Genomic DNA, 19,954 nt, shown 5'->3' with positions numbered 1-19,954 from the left:
CGTACCTCACAGATCTTAATGCTTACGGGACTTGTAATTACTGTTATCGGACTACTTACAGGCCGCTTTTTATTTATTTTTATATGGCTGCCTCTGGGTTTTTTGCTGAGGAAAAAAAACAAATAGTTTTAGGTTTATATAATTTACCCGTTTTTTAATGATCGTAAAAAACCGATAATACATAATTTTGAATGTTTTCACAGAAAGCTATGATATCCTGAAAATAGTATTTCCCTGTTCTCTTCGCATATATTGGTCAATAATACGTTTTACATCAGTATTATCGCCACCGGTCAATAACCAGTTTTCAAGATCTTCCGGCCGGGTGACTGTCGCTTCAGTGTCAATAAAACCATACCCTTTACAACGGCTGCCAGAAACCCATACAAATCCGTATTCTTCTGTGGTACGCCCTTTTTCTTTGATGATGAATTCTTCTTCCTGCTGTGTTTTTATCCACTGTAATGCTTTTAGAACACGCTGATTATACGTATGAACGGTTTCTTTTTCGCGGCAAATGCCTTTACAAACCGGTACACGATAATGAGAACAATGAACAACTCTGTTTTGCAACTGGGCATATTTAGGACATAATGAAAAGCGAATACTAAGATCTTCAAGAAAAGTAATGGCCTCCTGTACTGTATAAAAACACACGGATGTATGCGATGTCGCAGATCGTACCGGAACATATCCCAGTTGCCATATTCCGGCTCTGTTGGTATAATCTACCAGTGTAAATCCTTTTTGTGTTTGCTTTTGGGCCCGATTGTATTTAGGGTAGAACTTTTTGATAGCATATGATTCTATGAGCAAAGCCAGTAACTCACTGCCTGCCAGTTCAAAATCAATATGTGCCGTTTCCCTGCAAAGTGCCAGTTCCCGCTCACTCTTATCATAAAAATGACCCAGCACTCTTTTTTTAAGGTTTTTGGCTTTGCCTACATAAATTACAGTTCCTTTGGCATCTTTAAAATAATAGACCCCATATGCTTCCGGAAGTTGCTCGTAGGTTGCCCTGGGCAGTAATGGAGGTAGTGTGCTTTCTCCGGAACGAACATTAAGGTGATATTGTATTACCCCTTTTTGGTCTTTATACAATAATTTTTCAAAAAGGATTACCGTAGCTTCCGCATCTCCCATGGCGCGATGCCGGTCGTATATGGATATATTGAGTTGCGAACATAAATTACCCAGACTATAGGACTTGAAGCCGGGAAAAAGCTGCCGGGAAAGGCGTACGGTACATAGCTTTTTTCTTTGAAATGTTTTTCCCAGGCGCGCGTATTCTTTTTTGATTATGTTGTAATCAAAATTTACACTATGTGCCACAAATATATGATCATGCATAAGTGTATCTACTTTTTCAACAATATCTGCAAAAACCGGTGCTTCCCGAACCATATCTTCCGTTATACCGGTCAAACCGGTTACGTATGGAGATAAGGCTGTTTCAGGATTGACCAGGGTATGAAATTTATTTATTATACATTTTCCATTATGTATAATAATGGCTATCTCAGTTATTCTGTTACCATGATCTCCACCCAATCCGGTAGTTTCCACATCTACAATAGCATACATAACGATAGTGGTATTATTGCAGGCAATTTAAGTTTTATTTGTGAGTGTGAAAACCCGTTTTTTGATAACTTATTTTTCTTTGACTTTTTTAACTTCTATTTTTGTAAAAAATGTAACAAAAAGTGATGAACACAATAAATTCTATCGAAAAAGAACTGGCACCCATGCGTGAAACGCTGGAGAACCACCCTATGTATGAGTTGCTACGTAACGTAAGTGATGTAAAAGTTTTTATGGAGCATCACGTTTTTGCGGTATGGGATTTCATGTCTTTGCTCAAGGCACTGCAGCAGAATCTTACCTGTACGCAGGTACCGTGGATACCGGCCCCTGATGCTGAACTTAGCAGATTTATAAATGATATTGTACTGGGTGAGGAAAGTGACGTAAATGAAAAGGGAGTACCCAGGAGCCATTTTGAAATGTATCTGGAGGCAATGGAAGAGCTTGGAGCTGATATACATCCTATTAATAACTTTATGGAAGCTATTCAAAACGGCACACCTGTAAAAAATGCTATTAAAACATTCATTCCGTGGCCGGAAGTGCAAAACTTTGTAACCTATACCTTTGAAATTATTGAAACCGGGGAATTGCATCAAATTGCGGCAGTATTTACTTTTGGTCGCGAAGATATCATTCCGGATATGTTTGAAGGCATCATAGAAGGCTCGGGCATGAGAACTGACCAAAATAAGTTTTTGTACTACTTAAAACGCCATATTGAACTGGATGGCGATGAACATGGCCCCCTTTCTTTACGAATGATTGAAAAACTTTGTGGTACTGATGTAAAGAAATGGGAAGAAGCTCTACTTGTTAGTAAAAAGGCCCTTAAAAAACGTATCACTTTGTGGGATGGTGTTTCAAGAAGCCTGGAAAAAAAGGTGTTGGAAAAGGGAGCCTATACCTCATAATACAGCATACACTCATCTACTGTTTGGGAAACAGGAGACATTTATCGAAAATCATATTTTCTCTCAATAGCATAGCGCAGAAGCTCGCCCGACCCCTGAAGTCCCAGAACGCGTATCATATTCTTTCGATGGGTTTCTACCGTAGTGCGCCCAATAAAGAGAATGTCTGCTATCTCATTATTGGTTTTGCCTTTGGCTATTAACTTTAAGATCTCGATCTGACGTCTTGTTAGTACCGTTTTACCTTTTGTGGCAGGTTTCTTCTGCCGGGAAAAAGTAAGTTGCGGGTCAAAATAGGTCTTTCCTGAAGCTACGGTTCGTATGGCGACAAGTAACTCTTGTAAACTTGAATTTTTGAGTATATATCCGGAGGCTCCTGCTTCCAGCATTTGCTCAACAGCTTCTTCCTGATCGAACATAGTAAACGCAATAACTTTTACATTGGGGTATTCCATTTTGATCTGAGTGGTAGCGGTGATGCCATCTATTACGGGCATACGTATATCTGAAATCACTACATGGGGCGATTTTCTTTTGACCAGATCCAGTAATTCTTTACCGTTATTGGCAAATCCAATTACCTCAATATCCTCCTCATACTCGAGAAAAAGCTTAATGCCGTCAATTAATGCATTGTGGTCCTCACAAATGGCTAGTCGTATCATGTCATACCGGTATATCAATTATGACAGAAGTACCTCGTCCTTCTGCCGCATCTATGTTTATTGTTCCTTTCAGGTGAGATATTCGTTTTTCAATAGCAGAGAGACCCATGCCTTTATTCTTAAAAATCCGATCCGGGTCAAACCCTTTGCCGTTGTCTTCTACCATTATGTTAATGTGGTTTTCATGCAGATTAAGATGAATGATAGCTTCTGTGGCTTTGGCGTGTTTGATAACATTGGTAATAAGTTCCTGAATAATCCTGAAAATAGTGATCTCAAGAGTATTTTCCAGTCGTTGATCCAAACCGCTATCTGCTACTTCTATGAGAAGCCGGTTGGCAGCGGAAACTTTGGCTGCAAAGTTTTTCACTGCGGGTAAAAGCCCTTCGCTGGTCATAACTCCGGCATTCCGGGCATGGGCAATTCCCCTTACTTTCTGATAAGCCTCGTCAATAAGCGCATCGGTTTTTACCAGTAATGACTCTTCTTCGGCCTGGAGTTTTTCTTTTTTGGTTTTTAGATTCTGAAAATGCAGTTTTAAGGTTGCCAGCAGGCTTCCCAGATTATCATGAAGGTCATTGGCAATGCGTTGGCGCTCTTTTTCCTGGCCCGCTATCATGGCATCGATACCGTTGATCTCCTGTTCCTGAAGTAAACCGGCTACTTTTTCCTGTTGCAGTTCTTTCTCTTTAATGGCCAGACGCTTTTTTTTGCGGTAATATAACATGGCAAACACAGCGATTCCGGCTAAAAGCACTACAAAAACTAATAAAATCAGTACTATGTGAAGATTACCCCGTAAAGAGGCATTCTCGGCTTCTTTTTCAAGAACCTGGTATTTTCTGTCTATTTCAGCAATCGCCCTATTTTGTGCTACTTCGTTTAGTTTTTGACTATACACTTCCTTTTTTTGGAGATACTCATAAGCCTTTACATAATTTCCCATTTTATCATAAAGATCTGCAAGGTTAGCATAAAGGGTTTCTCTATTCTTGGTTGGGTATTCCTTAATCTGAAAAGAATCCAGCTTTTTGTAATATGTCAAGGCTTTTTCATAGTCTTCTTTGTATTTATATACAGTAGCTTTATTGTTAAAAATGTAACCTATATAATCGGTAAGTCCTTTTTGTTTATAGGTAGTAAATGCTTTATCATAATGGTACAAAGCAGAATCATACTCTTTAACGATCTCTGCATACAAGACCCCTATATTATGATGTATTTTTGCTCTGAAAAGACTATCAGTACCTGATGCAGTGTATATAAGAGCCTTTTTAAAATGCTGCATAGTCTCTTCCGGCAAACTGTCAATAAGGCAACTGCCTGCCTGCATATGTCCTCTTGCCAGTAGCACAGTATCCTGTTTAGTTCTGGCAAATTCCATATACTCCCGGAGATATTGCCAGTAATCCACATCATTGCGCCCCAGTGCACAAAGCAGGTTTACGATACTTATATTAGTCTCGGCAAGAGAAGAAGTATTACCGATGGCTTTATAAATACTTTTTGCTTTTTGATAAGACGCAAAGGCCACCTGATCGAGATTGACTAATGCATATGCTTTTGCCTTTAGAGTATAGTAGTGCCCCATGTCTTCAGGAAGGAAATTAAGGGTATCCAAACCGGTATTCAAAATTTGTACCGCCTTATCTCCCTGGGATGCAGACACGTATTTCTGAATAGAATCCAGTAAGGGTTTCTGCCCATACGAGAAAATAGCAAGCATACAACAGCCTGCTGTTAACCAAAAAATGTTTTTATATATGTTCATCCTAATCCTACTACAGTGCTACCTCCTACGGTTTTGGGTAAAAAGCCCTTTTCTGCATGAACAAGTTGAATGTAAAACCCGAATGGGTTGTTAATGTCATAATTAAGAATTGCTAACTCTGGTATATACCCGCAAATAGATTTTAACTTTGCCCTGTACGCTGCATTATCAACGGGTCCCGATAAGTAAATGATGAGTTTTCCGTTTTCTACTTTCCAAAAGGTACCGTTCCCGTCAATATCTGAGAAACTGAAATCTTTAGGAACTCTTATCGTTATATCCAATGCTTTCATAATATCATTATCATAATGTATCTCGCATTTTTCATGATCTATACTAAATTTGTGTACTTCTTTTTTGTTCATGTCTTTGTGTTTAAGTTTAAAAATGAAATAGGTGTTTAGTTATCGTAAATATGTTTCAACCATATATTTTCAGGCAGATACAAGAGTTAAGAAAAGGGCAACCTAATAGTAAACTAACAGAATATAAAAGCTACTCGGTATCAGAATCAGCATTTGCGCCTACCTGGGTATCTTCCTTTTTCTTTTTAGAAAAATTATAGGTAAGTCCTATAAAAAAGGCCGGGCGGTAGGTTTGGTCATAGCGTATTTCTGTATCTGTTTCAGATCTAAATTCGCGAATTCCATTTTCCGGACTCTCCAGATTTGCTGTATTGAGTTCATCAAGTTGGGTAAAGGATACTCCTGCGGTGAACACTACCCTGCTCTGCCCGTTAAAAAGCAGTGACAATCCCGAATAAAAACCTAGGCTGCCATTTTCTGAAAGGCTTGCTCCGGCAGAGAACCCTGGTTGAACATCACGCCATCCACGACTATAAATGTGGGCCAATGCTCCAATGGTATGAGTTAGTCTATCTTTATTTCCTTTTTGAACTCCCGTGGTTTCACCATCTTCATTTTTTACGAGTTCGTAGTTGTCATTTCCCTGAAAGCTCAATAAGTACCCGGCGCTAAAATCTACTTTTACACCTCCCCGGGTTCGAAAACCATATGTGCCAAACTCATAAGCTTTGTTTCCTTTTTGATCTTTGAGGAAGGGCGTAATACGCATTTCATCTGCTTTGGCCTGAACCACTTTGGTTTCTATACTAAACGAAGCGTTGTAAACATGTACATACAGGGTAACCCCGGAATGCATGTCATCCAGAAGTTTTGTTTTTTTGAAAGCATCAGTAAATACAGTTCCCGTTTGGGTTATCCATTCAAGCTGAGAGGCAAGTGCCTGTTTCCTGGCGGTAACATATGCCGCACATTCGTTATACTGTTTTTCTAAAGCTGTAAGAGCCTGTAACAATTGCTGATGTTGTTGTTTTAAAAAGTATAACAACCCTGAAGCCTTTTGAAAAGTACTAGTTATGGCCCTGGTAGCCTTGTTGGTATCCTTATCTCCATAAACCCCAGAAAAATAATTGGCTACCGCTTCTTTTCTGGATTCATAATCAGGTAACACAGGTTCTTCTCCTATAATATCCAGAATCCGTTTTTTCACACGGGCATACTGTTGTAATTGGATAAGCGCTTTTTGATACTCTCCAAGATTTTCATACCACGTATTTGATTTATCTTGAACATCAGCCCACATGTCTTGAATTATACTAGCTTTTTGATCTGTCAACTTTCCCGCGATCTTCAAACCCTGAATATCACTGTTAAGCGAATCATCCTCACTATTTCTGCTTTCCTCTGTTGGCATAATATTATCAGGAAGGTCAAAATCAAAATTCGTTTCGGCAATGGTCAGGTCTGCGTTATACTTAAAAGTGTTTATCCCTTCAAGACGGAATTTTATATAGTCACCATAGTAAATGCCTGTTATAATACTATCTTTATCAATATCCGAAAGTGTTTCAGGGGGAATAGTGATAGTACGCAGTTTTTTGTACTGCGGAGTTTGTGCCTGCAATAAAAGAGGAATACAAAAGAATGAAATAAGTACAGATAGTTTTTTCATAAGAAAGAGGTATTGGTTGGTGTTTCAAAAGTAAAAATAGTAATCTATGTAAAAAATACCCTGTTAAGGGTAGTTTAAATAATTTATACCCTTCTAATTATCAAATATTTGACTCAAATTTTATTTTACTACGTAAATTATCATCCTTTTCTTTCTTTTTGTATTGTGATTCTATATAGCTAATAACCAGTGCTTTTGGTCGTTTTGTGTATTTAACAAAACTTTACCTACGAAGCCTGGTCTTAGGTTAAAGCCAAATAAGCGCATATGCCGTATTTTAATTACGTGCTAACATCATCTAAAACAAACTTTTCATAAATAAAAAGTGCTGAAAAAGTGAGTTATAACCTAAAAACCGTATAGCCCCTGAGTGTTAACCGTAAAACAATACTTTCTTTTATTACCGTTTACTTTTTATAGATGTTTAATTAATATCTTTGAGAGAGACCGATATGTAAAACTCCAATTATAGAGATTAAAGAATTACAGTTTCAAAATCTTACAAAACCATAATACTATGAATGAAGAAGAAAAAGCTATCGTTATCGCCCTCCCTTTCGCTGGAGGTAGCCAGTTTTCCTATAAAGTATTGGAGCGTAATGTGTCTTTCCCGTTTGAATGGTTTAGTGTTGAAATTCCCGGAAGAGGAACCCGGATCAATGAAATCACCATACCCGATATTCTTTCGGTTTGTGAAGATATTTACCAACAGATCCTACCTATTGTCCGTAATTATTCTTTTATGTTTTTTGGACACGGCATGGGTGCTTTATTAGGGTATGAGCTTACACGAATGCTTATTGAAAATGATGAACCCGTACCTTTGTGTTTGTTCTTTACCGGGCAGTCGGGCCCTTCTGTAGAGCGTACGCAAAGTATATCCCGAAGTGATCGCGATATTTTCTGGAAGGAAGTTCGCAAATTAGGAGGATTGTCAGATGCACTTTTTAATGACAAAGAACTCATTGACCTTTTTGAACCTACCATACGCGCCGATTACCGGGCACTGGAACAGTATTCATATACCCCTCTTGAAGAGCCTTTTGAGATCCCTATATTTTTAAGATCCGGTTCTGAAGATGTTACCGACTGGCATAAAATGGAAGCATGGCAGGAAGAAACTGCATACCCATTGAACTTTCAGGTATATCAGGGTAATCATTTTTTCATATTTTCACATATACACGAATTATTGGAAGATATAGAAGATGCATATGAAACTGCTATGAATATGACCTTTGAGTTTATTAGACGTTGATCTTAATATCTATTGTTTAATTTAACCTCTTTATAAAATGCGGTACTTTTAAAAAGTACCGTATCTTGGTTCTCGTAACCATAAGGTAAACTTTGTTAAGTTTGTCCTGTAGTTGAAATTAAGGTGTATTTTTGTACTTATGTTTCAATTCTTTACCAGGAAAATATACTTAAGAGACTTTTTAGAAGGTTTTGTTGATATACACTGCCATATACTTCCCGGTATAGATGATGGCGCTTCTAACATCGATGAATCTATCGCTCTGTTGAAAAGATTTGCATCTTTGGGTGTTAAAAACTTTGTAGCCACACCTCATATCATGGTCGATTTTTATCCCAACAATGAGCAAACCATTGTAGGTGCCTATCATACACTGGAAGCACAAAATCTGAGAACCGAGGTACCAGGCATTATTATTAACCTTTCTGCTGAATACATGATAGACAATCATTTTGAAGAGCTGCTGGAGGCAGAAAAGCTGGTACCCCTTAAATACCGCTACGTATTGGTAGAACTCTCGTATTTGCAGCCCCCAATTAATTTAAATGAGGTTATTGGAAAAATGAGAGACAAAGGCTATTATGTTGTATTGGCACATCCTGAGAGATATACGTTTTATCATCAAAAAAAATACAATTATACGGCCCTTAAACAAATGGGATGCTTTTTTCAGATGAATATACTCTCACTAACCGATCATTACGGCAGAAACATTCAAAAAGCAGCTCATTGGCTCCTGGAAGAAGGCATGATGGATTTTATAGGATCTGACACCCATAAACTCTACCACCTAGATCGAATTGAAAGTATAAAGTTAGACAAGAAGATCGCTCCCGTTGTGGAACAACTTATTGTAAATACCAATAACAGTTTTAGCGGATTCAGACTTTAACTTTTGCCTTCTTTGCTTTAGATTTACTTCCTGCTTGTACACCTGCTTTTTTCTGGTTTCGCTTGTTACCGTAATAACCGTAACCATACTTTCCACCGTAACCAAAATCAGACTCTTTTACATCGTTTACTACCATCATCATCCCTTTCAGTTTTTTATCTGCAAACAATTCATACGGGAAATTCAGTAAACGCACATTCGTATAATCGGCCCTGGTGACATAAATGGTATGGTCAGCATACTGACTAAAAAGTAACGTATCGGTTACCAACATGCACGGAGCGGTATCTACAATAATGAAATCATACACCTCAGATGCCTCATCGAGCAATGTTTTGATGCGCTCATTCATTAAAAGTTCTGCCGGGTTTGGCGGCGTTTTCCCAGATTGTATCAAGTCAATGCGGTTGCCGTGAACTTCAATTGTCTCAGTAACTTGCTGTCTGTTTACAGAACGGTCGTACAGGTAATCTGTAAGTCCCGGTCCAGTCATTTGCTTTTTTAAATACTGGTGTAGTTTCGGGTTACGGATGTCTGCTCCTATCAACAAAACCGTCTTGTCTGAATTAGCAAGCGTAAGAGCCATATTAATACTCACAAAAGTTTTCCCTTCTCCGTTTATCGTAGAAGTAACATATATAACATTGTTACTTTTGGTATTTTGACCTTTACGACTTCGTATTAAATAATCGAGGTTGGTTCGAATAATACGAAAAGATTCTGAAAGAATAGAACGGTCATTTCTATGAATAACCAAGGGATGGTTTTTTCCCTTTACTTTGGGGATCTCTCCAAGAATGGGCATATCCTTAAAAAGCTTGGAAAGGTCTTCTTTATTGTGAATTTTATTATCCAGTAACTGTCTGAGATAAATTATAGAAAACGGAAATGCCATTCCGGCCATTAAAGCAGCAATGAATACCATTTTTCTTTTGGGAGAAATGGGAGCATCATTGGGGCTATAGGCACTGTCTATAATTTTTGCGTTAGGTGAGGTAGCTGTAAGAGATATGGTAGCTTCTTCTCTTTTTTCAAGAAGATATAAATACAATGATTCTTTTATTTGCTGTTGCCGTTGAATATCTCTTAACTGACGTTCCTGCCCCGGTACGGACGATATTCTTGAATTAATACGGGCCGCCTGTTGCTCCAGATTGTTTACACGAATACTCAAAGTACTCTTATGGTTACTTAAACTCTGTTGCATACTTTGACGAAGCCCGGCGAGTTGTTGATCGAGGTTAACAATGATGGGGTTCTTTTCATTAGAACTTTTTAACAACCGTTCCCGTTCTAAAATTAACTGGTTATACTTCGCAGAGGTATTGCTTATGGAAGGGTCTGATAATCCTATGTTAGAAGGGATCGGTTCAAAATCATCCTGATTTTTGAGATAGCTGTTCATGTAGTTTACCATACTCAATTCAGTTCTGCTTTGAATTAGCTCCTGTTCATTTTCCGAACCGGAACTGAGATAAATATCAGCCTCTGAAGTTATATCTGTAAGCCGGTTCCCGGTTTTGAAACGCTCTGCATTGCTATCTACATTAGCCAGATCGGTAGCAATAAGATCAATACGTTCATTAATAAAATCAGCCGTTGCTTTAGATTCAGCGTTTTTTTGTTCAATTGAGTTCGTATTGTACTCGTCTATAAGTGTATTGATAATTTGACGGGCCTTTTCTTTATTGGCATCCTGTAGTGATATGTTTATTACTTTAGATAATTTCTCAACCGGTGTGATCAATATTTTGTTTTTGAAGCTCTCGGCAACCTTTTTTACAGGTTGTACGGCTACCTTTATGGTTTGGTTCGCATAATTCTCAATATTCGTGACCTTAGGAGTAATAACCACATCCCCTATTTCGGTGGGTATATTCTCCCCAAAATAATATTTTTTACTTTTTTCTTCTTCTGCAACTCTATACTCAAAAGAGGTTTCTGAGAGTATTTTTACATTAAACCCGAATTTTGAGTTTTTGATAGTAGAATCTGACGCTATAAAATTTACTTTAATAGGAGGATCTGGAAAAATCTCCATATCGTGAATCCTTCCTTCAGAAAAATACTGTACATTTAGTTTTAAGCGTTCTACTACATTGGCCATAATCTTTCTTGATTTCATGACCTCGATCTCATCTTCTACCCTTTTACTTTCGGCTTCAGAAATCAATTCAAAATCTTTGAGCAATGCACTGGCAGGGGTAGATGCGTTCTTATCATCTACCAGCATAATTTTAGCATACGCCCCATACAAAGGAGTGGCATATCTTAAATATACAAAAGCTGCTCCCAGACATACTATACAACTTAGAAGAAACCATTTCCATTGTCTCGTATAAACCGCAATAATCTCTCTTAAATTAAAACTCTGTGCGGCATTAGTAGATTGATCATTCATTTATTTTCCTCCAAAATCATTTAATTGGTTATCTTACCTGGTTAATAACAGTACACCGGCGGTAATAAGAGTGGTAATAATAGATATCGCTATAGATGTGCGGTTATCTAAGGTGGAAGAGACAATAGCAGACCTGTTGGGCTCAACGTACACAATATCATTTTGTGTTAGGAAATACACCGGAGAATTTAAAGACTCTTTGTTTGTAAGGTCTATTCTGGTATATACTTTGGTACCTTTAAAATCTCTTATTACCAAAACATTATCTCTCCTGCCTTTAATAGTCAAATCTCCTGCCTGGCCGAGTGCCTCCAGTATAGTAATCCGTTCTCCTGAAATATTGTAGGTTCCGGGCCGGTTTACTGATCCTAATACGGTTACCCTAAAGTTTAAGAGTCGTATATTAATTATGGGGTCTTTAAGATAATCTGCCAGTTTTTCCTTCAAAAGATCCTTTGCCTGCTGTATGGAAAGCCCGCCAAGCTTTATCTTGCCCAAAACAGGATAATCAATCATCCCGTCTTTATCTATAAGATAATCTACCGGAGCCGATCTTCCAAAATCAGACGTTTTGTAAAGATTAAAGGGTCCGGTCGCTTCCTGGTCAAAAGTAGATAAACTTATCGTTAGAATATCATTTACTTTTAATTTAGTCGTAAAAGTGTCAGTATCGACTATGGTTTCAAAATCTTTGGCATTTTGAAAATATACAACTTCTTTACGCGTTGCACATGAAACGGTAAAAACGGCTATTAACGAGAGTGATAAAAGCCGTTTTACAAAAAAGGGTGTTAGTTTTTTCATTTAATGTTGTTGCTCTTTTATTTTACATCTTTTCTACTCCTCTTCAGCTAAATCGATTCGAGCTTCTTTGTGCGGTATTCTCCCAACTTCTCGTGATCCAACTCTTCAAACTCAGAGTTATTAGATTTGTATTCAGGAACCAATGATTTCATTTTTCTAACGATATTAGTATTCTGAAACAGGTTGGAAATACATAAATCATCAATTTCAGATTTTACTTTTTGATAATCAATTTCACGGGTTTTGCTGATCATTATTTTCTTGTGATATGTAGGAAGTGTATTCTCTCCATTTGCCAGCAATTCTTCATATAATTTTTCGCCAGGTCTCAACCCAGTTATCTGAATCCCAATATCCTGCGGATATCGTAAACCTGATAATTTAATCATATTAAGAGCAAGATAATAAATCTTAACGGACTGACCCATATCGAAAATAAAGATTTCACCTCCTTTACCCATAGCACCTGCTTCCAGTACCAGTTGCGATGCTTCTGGAATGGTCATAAAGTACCGGGTCACTTCTTTGTGGGTAACAGTTAGCGGACCTCCTTTTTCAATTTGTTTTTTAAATAGTGGTATTACAGAACCATTAGACCCTAATACATTCCCAAAACGAGTGGTAATGAATTTGGTACTGCTATGCCTTTGCAGGCAACTTATGTACATTTCTGCAATTCGTTTGGTCGCTCCCATAATACTGGTAGGGTTTACAGCCTTATCAGTTGAAACAAATACAAACTTTTTTACTTTGTAATGAGAGGCAGCATCTGCCAGTATTTTGGTTCCGTTAATATTGATCCTGATTGCCTCATAAGGGCTTTGCTCCATAAGAGGTACATGCTTATAGGCCGCAGCGTGAAAAACAATCGTTGGTTGGTATTCCTGAAAAATATAATCCAAACGGTTTTTATCACGAATATCTGCCACGATAGAAACAAAGTTATGAATACCTCTTTGCTTAAGATCCTGTTGCAAATCGTACAAAGCAGATTCTGCCTGGTCAAGTAAAACTAATTTCTTAACCTGATAATTTGCAATTTGAGAAGATATCTCACTTCCTATAGAACCTGCAGCTCCCGTAACGAGAATGGTTTCCCCCTGAAGCTCTTGTTTGATTTTAGGGTTCTCAATTTCTATAGGCACCCTGTCTAACAGGTCCTCAATTTGCACCTGTTTGATCTGGTTTACATTTAACTCTCCGTTTATCCATTTTTCTATAGGAGGTACAATCTTAACCTTGGCAGGCAACTCTACCAATCCATCTACCAGTTCCCGTAGTTTTTCTGAACTTATATTATGAATGGATACAATAATCTCCTGAATATTATGAGAAAGAATGTATTGTTGTGTAATTTTTGAAGGTGCATGTATAGGCACTCCGTTTATAAACTTTCCATTCTTTTTAATATCTTCATCAATATAGCACATTACATTTACCCGGTTTTCCGGATTATTAGCAAGCGCATTGTAGGTGGCGATCCCTGAATTACCGGCACCATATATAACCACATTTTTACAACTTTTTAAGCGCTGAGAAATATAACGATACGCCGTTTTAAACAGTAATCGTGATGCTACCAGTGCAACAAAAGAGATAAAAGAGTGTATTACGATGATAGACAGAGGAATAGTAAATCCCTCTACAATAGCGAGCTGCTTGTTGAGTAATACCAAAGTAATTGACAGTAAAGACAATAATGAAATACCTTTAAACAGGTTCATTACATCGGTAAATCCGGTATGACGTACTACCCCTTTATAAGAACCTATAAAAAGGAAGCTTAGTATTGCCATGGCGGCCAATATAGGCACCTGGATAAAAAACTTATCCAGATCAAAGTTTAAAGTAAAATTAAAACGTATTAAATAGGCCAGAAAAAAGGTGCTTACTACCGTAATGGTATCAATAAGGAGTACCAGCCATCTGGAAACATATTTACTGGCATTATTACCAAAGTAGTTTTCAATCATTACCTTAAGGTTTTTATAATTATGTCTGTGGTTCTAGTTAAGTCTGCAGTTTCCAAATTGGAGCCGCTTGGCAAACACAATCCTATTTCAAAAAGTTTTTCTGAAACGCCATTAGTGTATGCAGGACAATTTTTAAATACGGGTTGCATATGTAAAGGCTTCCAAAGGGGCCTTGACTCTATGTCATCTTCCATCAACGCTTTGCGAATGGATTCTCGTTCATTATACGTTTGCATAGTTATGGTAGTAAGCCATCTGTTAGCAAATGTACCGGCTGGTTCATCAAGAAACGAAATTTGATCAAAAGCATTGAGCCGGGAGCGATAAAAATCATAATTATATCTCCTGGCAGCTACCCTGTCATCAAGCACTTCCATCTGCCCTCTTCCTATACCGGCAACAATATTACTCATGCGATAGTTATACCCTATTTCTGAATGTTGATAATGCGGGGCATGATCTCTTGCCTGCGTAGCCAGAAAAACAGCCTTATCCTTACTGCTCATATCCTTTAGCAGTAATGCTCCTCCGCCGGATGAAGTAATAATTTTATTACCGTTAAACGAAAGAACAGCCATTTTACCAAAGGTTCCGCATTTACGGCCAAAATAACTACTACCCAACGCTTCTGCACTGTCTTCCAGAATTGGTATATCATACCTTTCTGCTACTTCGTGCACTTCTTTCACTTTATAAGGCATTCCGTAAAGATGTACACTTATAATAGCCTTAGGCTTTTTCCCTTTTGATATACGATCTTTAATAGCTTTCTCTAAAAGTTCAGGACACAGGTTCCAGGTCTCTTCTTCGCTGTCAATAAAAACGGGAAGAGCTCCCTGGTAAATTATAGGGTTAGCAGAGGCAGTAAAAGTAAAACTTTGGCAAAGGACTTCATCTCCATGAGATACTCCCAATAAAACAAGCCCTAAATGTAATGCTGCGGTTCCTGATATCAAAACTGCTGCATGCACATCGTGCGCCAGATATTGTTCTAAATCTTCTTCCAAACCGTTCACGTTAGCTCCAAGCGGAGCAACCCAGTTCGTTGCAAAAGCTTCCCGAATATATTTCTGTTCAGTTCCGGCCATATGCGGTGAAGAAAGTAATATTTTGGTTTTGGTTACCACCTGTTTTCTGTTTTTTTTAAATTAATTACGAACAATACTTTTTGAAATGAATACTGAATTGATCTTCATTTAGTATCTGAGTTTTTAAAGGAAAATTTATTCTCAATAAAATAATGTGAGGAGATTAATAATGTACATATCCAAAAAAAAGGAAAGGTACTAATAGTTTTATTGAGTTTCATAATCCAAAATTTTAAATTAATGTGTGCTATTAATCAATTCAAATCTTGGCTTAACGGGTGTAAATTTAACAATAGTTTTGTACTTAAAACTACGTTGCAGGTTTATTTCGGCAAAAGCTTCAGAAAAATCGGTTAACGGTAAAAAGCAACCTTTTACATACCGGGCAATGAATATGAGCCGGGTTTTATTTGTAAACTAAAAGTAAAAAAAAAGTTATGTAAAAAAGAAAAAAGCCCTATAAAAGGGCTTTTGTTTATCTTTACATTCTTTAATTAAAATCTACTCTGTTAAGGAATTCTTCAAGGTTGGTATAACCATTGTTGTTGGCATCTCCGTTACGATCTTCCGGGTTCTTAGGATCCAGACCGTTAGCTCTTTCCCAGGCATCTGGCATACCATCAAGATCAGAGTCGGCATAGGGCGCATTACTGGGCAGGGAAGGATAGCTCCACAGTGAAACGGAACGATATAAACTGCTTGCCCGGTATTTCACCATATTGATATAGTAATCATCAAGTTCATCAATAAAACTATTTTTTTCACCATTTTCACTAACTACCATGTTACACCCCACATTTTCAAGAACATCCTGAAAGGCATTTTCAGCACTCTGTATTTTGATAGGAGAGCCTAAAAGAGTAAAAGGTTCGTCCCTTTTAAAACTTTCGGGAGCAGGTTCGTTGGCGCTAAACCGATTGGTGTCCAAAAAAATAGTCCACATAAACCAATTGTCCCGATTAGGATCGGTAAGCACATCCGGAACAATCAGATTGCCCGAGGTATATATCTGCGGAGTATGCTGCTCGGAATATGCAATTTTATGCATAATCCTGTTAATATCCTGATTAACAGTAACCAGCCCACGCTGGTAATAATTATTAATAAGATTTAATCTGGGGGCATAATTGATACGGGTTAGCCTGTTTTGCCAGTTGTGTACTACATTGTTAATAATTTCGAAATTGCCATTTCCGGAAATATTGGGAAAACGATGGCTTATATCTACAAATAAGTTATGATGAAAAGAAAAGTTACCGGCATTTTGTTCACTTCCGGATGATAATGCACCCATGATGCTTCCTGTTTTCGATTCTCCTATCAAACTCCTTTGAATAGTAATATTATTCACAAATTTAGTACCTCCATCGGTAGCACTCATGGCCTCGTCACCACCAAAACTGGTAGAAACATGATCAATCATAATATTGCTACATCCCATGAGGGTCATTACATCCTGATTATTAGATGAACTTTGCCTGATACGTATGTAACGTATAACAATATCATTGACATCGAAAAAGAACAAACGGTTTCCACGAATGGTTACCCCTCCCCGGGGAGCAGTTTGTCCTGCAATGGTGAGAAAGCTTCGTGACTGACCGGAAATCAGCAATTCTGAATTAAGAACTATTTCACCGGAAACTCTGAAAACCACGGTTCGGGGGTAGGGCTGCTTAAGTGCCCACCTAAATGTCCCTTCATAATCGCCATCATCTAAAGTAGTAACCGGGATAACTCTACCTCCACGACCGCCTTTGGCATACGCTCCGGCACCTTGTGCCGATGGAAAGGCTTTTAACTCATTATCTTGGGATTGATCATCTTGCGGAGGTGTAGGCGTACCATCATCTTTGGGTGGGTCTATGGGAGTTTCATCACCAGGTGGTGGATTTGAAACTGCATCCAGGAACTCTTCTTTGTCTGTGCATGCCAACAAAAATAAAAGCATGAACACTGATAAAAATACCTGCTTCATTATGTATAAGATTTTAGGGCTGAGACAAATATAAATACAATTTATCGATATTTTATGCATTTAATCGAAAAAATTAAGTGTATTAATCATAAAATGAAGCGTTAACATACAATGTGTCCAGGAAAAATTATGTTTTCTGCTATTAATCAGTAGATATACGGATCAATCCTGATTACTGGATCACAAGATATTAAGTCTTAGCAATTATTTAACATTTAACCACTTAATGTTATTAACAATTAAAGCATCTTATTTATTGTGTGTAAGTACATCATGTTTTAACCTTCTGGTAAATGTTTCTGCGCCAAAGGCAGACATATGCGTGAAGTCTTTCCAGAGCTTTGGGTTAAATTCTTCAAAAAGATGGGTATAATCTAAGTACAAGATACCCTTTTCTTTAAAAAATTGAGTAGTAGCTTCCTGCAGATCAGGATTAATATGATTAAGAGTAGGTGACGTAAAAAAGATGAGCATATTGTTGTTTTCCTCACATTTTTTTTGAATACGAAGGATCATTTTTTCAACAACCGGGTTCAATTCAAGAGTACTGTCATACCCCATTCGATCCGGCCCTTTGTTTTCCATTAAACCGGCAAATATTTTTTCTTGTTCCCCGGTTGGAATAAGCGGGTCATAACCATTGTATTTTTGATAATCGTAAGAGGGTTTCCAGTAATTTTTTAAAAAACCAAGTGCTTTACCGTTATACATATAACTCTTGGAAAACCATAATATTCTTAGTTCTTCCGGGTACAGTTCATAAATAACAGAGTAGATCTCTTCATAATCTTCCGCCAGATTAATAAGACTCAGACAATCTTTACCTGTATATTCATCTTTATTATTGAACATACGGAGCTGATCAACATGAACCAAGATATTCTGTCCTTTTTTTTTCAGTGTTTCCACAAGTGCAGCTGCATAGGCCAGTTTGGTGCCATCTACTCCCATATTGTAGGCAGTACTGTCAAATATAGATACATCTATATGGTGGTTAGCACGTGAACTTCCAAAAACAAGGGTGTTAACAGAATCTTTTAAGGTCAAAAACTGATTTACTTTTCCGGTGATCTGACCGGTAAACACTCTTTTGTCTACCTGTTTCAGTAAACCATAAGTAAGCCTGTCAACTAACAAATAGCTTATAATCAGTATGAAAGAAAGTGTGAGTGATTTTTTCATGATCCTAAAACTGAAAATAGATAAAATTACTGGCGCTGGAATAAAAGAGAATAATATTAATGACAATAAAATTCATTAATAACACATAAGGAACCAAAGGTATTTTAGATCCCAGATTTTCAAGAGGAATGTTTTTCCTGAAAATGTACACATCAAATATTAGAGCAAGGGTCAACCCGTAAATTAACCCCACCAAATGGTTCATGGTCCCATAATACGGAACTCCATAATCCCCAAAGATCAATGTATTGAAGATGGTGAGTGAATCAGTAAGAGTAAGTGATCTGAAAAAAACCCATATAAGACTCACTGCCACAAAAACCAATACATTTTGCAGAAACCTATAATTTTTGGCTACCAGGTTAAACCTTTTCTCAAGTCCCAGTAAAATACCATGCATGCCACCCCATATAACAAAGTTCCAGGAACTGCCGTGCCAGAGCCCTCCCAATAACATAGTGTACAAAAGGTTTCTGTATTGAAGTACTACTCCTTTTCGGTTTCCTCCCAAAGGTATGTAGAGATAATCTCTGAGCCAGCTGGATAATGACATATGCCATCGCCTCCAAAACTCAGTAATAGAAGACGAAAAATAAGGTAAGTTGAAATTACGCCTAAAATCAAAGCCCAACAGTTTTGCTGTTCCTATGGCAATATCAGAGTATCCGCTAAAATCAAAATAGATCTGGAACGAATATAAAATTATGGCCATTACCAGACTGGAAGCATTATGAATATCAGGTTGATTGTAAATACCGTCTATAACAACCCCAATAGAATCTGCCACTACGACTTTTCTAAAAAAACCTACTGCAATCTGTAAAACACCATCACGAAAACGAGTATGGTTCCAGGTACGTTGGCGAGCAATTTGCGGTATGAGATTGGAAGCTCTTTCTATAGGGCCTGCAACCAACTGAGGGAACATACTTACAAAAGTAGCAAAAACGATAAAGTTACGAGTAGGTTCCAGTTGCTTTCTGTAAATATCGATAGAGTACGACATAGTTTGAAACGTATAAAAGGAAATACCTACAGGTAAAATAATAGAAATAGTAGAAAGTGGCATTTCATAACCAAATAGTCTCCAAAGCTCGATCCAGGAGTCAATAAAAAAGTTGAAATATTTAAAAAAGCCTAAAAGCCCCAGGTTTGCTATTATACTGAGCAGTAAAAAAAACTTTCGCTTCTTATCGTTGTGTTGACGGCTTATCTGGATTCCTAAAAAATAATCAACTACAGTAGAAAAAGCAATAAGAGAAAGGAACCGCCAGTCCCACCAACCATAAAAAAAATAGCTCGCTATGAGTAAAAGAATATTCTGCCAACCCACTCTTTTTGTCGGAATAAGCCAGTAGAGAAAAAATACCACCGGAAAAAAAATAAGAAAGGCTATGGAGTTAAATATCATCTACTAACTATTTGGGTGCTATGATATATAAGTATGAGAGCGAATTTAAAAATATT

Annotated in this window: 15 protein-coding genes; 3 read left to right on the top strand and 12 right to left on the bottom strand. The window is 37.6% G+C overall.

The window, feature by feature from the left end; genetic code table 11:
• Positions 1–207: 207 nt before the first annotated feature.
• Positions 208–1,584, bottom strand: a complete 1,377-nt coding sequence (locus WAO84_RS01635; RefSeq protein ID WP_340063278.1) for an exonuclease domain-containing protein — start codon at positions 1,582–1,584, stop codon at positions 208–210.
• A gap of 125 nt (positions 1,585–1,709) precedes the next feature.
• On the opposite strand from WAO84_RS01635, the gene WAO84_RS01630 reads away from it, so the two are divergent.
• The gene (locus WAO84_RS01630) at positions 1,710–2,501 is read left to right on the top strand and encodes a DUF3050 domain-containing protein (protein WP_340063277.1); all 792 of its coding nucleotides are present in this window, start codon (positions 1,710–1,712) and stop codon (positions 2,499–2,501) included.
• A 41-nt stretch (positions 2,502–2,542) separates the two neighbouring features.
• Here WAO84_RS01630 and WAO84_RS01625 read toward each other — a convergent pair whose 3' ends face one another.
• The 4 genes from WAO84_RS01625 to WAO84_RS01610 form a co-directional block, all read right to left on the bottom strand.
• Positions 2,543–3,166 (bottom strand): response regulator, encoded by a 624-nt coding sequence (locus tag WAO84_RS01625; protein ID WP_340063276.1) that lies wholly within the window; start codon positions 3,164–3,166, stop codon positions 2,543–2,545.
• A 1-nt stretch (position 3,167) separates the two neighbouring features.
• Complete coding sequence (locus WAO84_RS01620) at positions 3,168–4,892, bottom strand: tetratricopeptide repeat-containing sensor histidine kinase (RefSeq protein ID WP_340063275.1); 1,725 nt, start codon at positions 4,890–4,892, stop codon at positions 3,168–3,170.
• 41 nt (positions 4,893–4,933) lie between these two features.
• Positions 4,934–5,302 (bottom strand): hypothetical protein, encoded by a 369-nt coding sequence (locus WAO84_RS01615; protein ID WP_340063274.1) that lies wholly within the window; start codon positions 5,300–5,302, stop codon positions 4,934–4,936.
• A 130-nt stretch (positions 5,303–5,432) separates the two neighbouring features.
• Positions 5,433–6,911, bottom strand: a complete 1,479-nt coding sequence (locus tag WAO84_RS01610; RefSeq protein WP_340063273.1) for a hypothetical protein — start codon at positions 6,909–6,911, stop codon at positions 5,433–5,435.
• Positions 6,912–7,428: 517 nt separating this feature from the next.
• Between WAO84_RS01610 and WAO84_RS01605 the strand changes: the two genes are divergently transcribed.
• Positions 7,429–8,169, top strand: coding sequence for a thioesterase II family protein (locus WAO84_RS01605; RefSeq protein ID WP_340063272.1), 741 nt, complete (start codon positions 7,429–7,431; stop codon positions 8,167–8,169).
• 139 nt (positions 8,170–8,308) lie between these two features.
• Positions 8,309–9,061: a tyrosine-protein phosphatase gene (locus WAO84_RS01600; protein ID WP_340063271.1), complete on the top strand. Its 753-nt coding sequence runs from the start codon at positions 8,309–8,311 to the stop codon at positions 9,059–9,061.
• Here the strand turns inward: WAO84_RS01600 and WAO84_RS01595 are convergent.
• The 7 genes from WAO84_RS01595 to WAO84_RS01565 all read right to left on the bottom strand — a co-directional run bounded on the left by WAO84_RS01595 (position 9,051) and on the right by WAO84_RS01565 (position 19,898).
• Positions 9,051–11,462 (bottom strand): GumC family protein, encoded by a 2,412-nt coding sequence (locus WAO84_RS01595; protein ID WP_340063270.1) that lies wholly within the window; start codon positions 11,460–11,462, stop codon positions 9,051–9,053. The two genes, WAO84_RS01600 and WAO84_RS01595, sit on opposite strands and share 11 nt — an antisense overlap.
• A gap of 33 nt (positions 11,463–11,495) precedes the next feature.
• Positions 11,496–12,266, bottom strand: coding sequence for a polysaccharide biosynthesis/export family protein (locus WAO84_RS01590; protein ID WP_340063269.1), 771 nt, complete (start codon positions 12,264–12,266; stop codon positions 11,496–11,498).
• Between the two features lie 47 nt (positions 12,267–12,313).
• Positions 12,314–14,239, bottom strand: a complete 1,926-nt coding sequence (locus WAO84_RS01585; protein WP_340063268.1) for a polysaccharide biosynthesis protein — start codon at positions 14,237–14,239, stop codon at positions 12,314–12,316.
• Positions 14,239–15,366: a DegT/DnrJ/EryC1/StrS family aminotransferase gene (locus WAO84_RS01580; protein WP_422614469.1), complete on the bottom strand. Its 1,128-nt coding sequence runs from the start codon at positions 15,364–15,366 to the stop codon at positions 14,239–14,241. Before WAO84_RS01580 ends, WAO84_RS01585 begins: the two co-directional genes overlap by 1 nt.
• Before the next feature lie 451 nt (positions 15,367–15,817).
• Positions 15,818–17,305, bottom strand: a complete 1,488-nt coding sequence (locus WAO84_RS01575; RefSeq protein WP_340063267.1) for a pectate lyase family protein — start codon at positions 17,303–17,305, stop codon at positions 15,818–15,820.
• 249 nt (positions 17,306–17,554) lie between these two features.
• Positions 17,555–18,487: a hypothetical protein gene (locus WAO84_RS01570; protein ID WP_340063266.1), complete on the bottom strand. Its 933-nt coding sequence runs from the start codon at positions 18,485–18,487 to the stop codon at positions 17,555–17,557.
• A gap of 4 nt (positions 18,488–18,491) precedes the next feature.
• The gene (locus tag WAO84_RS01565; RefSeq protein ID WP_340063265.1) at positions 18,492–19,898 is read right to left on the bottom strand and encodes an MBOAT family O-acyltransferase; all 1,407 of its coding nucleotides are present in this window, start codon (positions 19,896–19,898) and stop codon (positions 18,492–18,494) included.
• Positions 19,899–19,954: the final 56 nt, after the last annotated feature.

This window comes from Ascidiimonas aurantiaca, from assembly GCF_037646345.1.
Classification (GTDB): Bacteria; Bacteroidota; Bacteroidia; order Flavobacteriales; family Flavobacteriaceae; genus Ascidiimonas; species Ascidiimonas aurantiaca.
The sequence above is the reverse complement of the archived record's forward strand: the minus strand, read 5'-3'. Positions and strand labels throughout refer to the sequence as shown.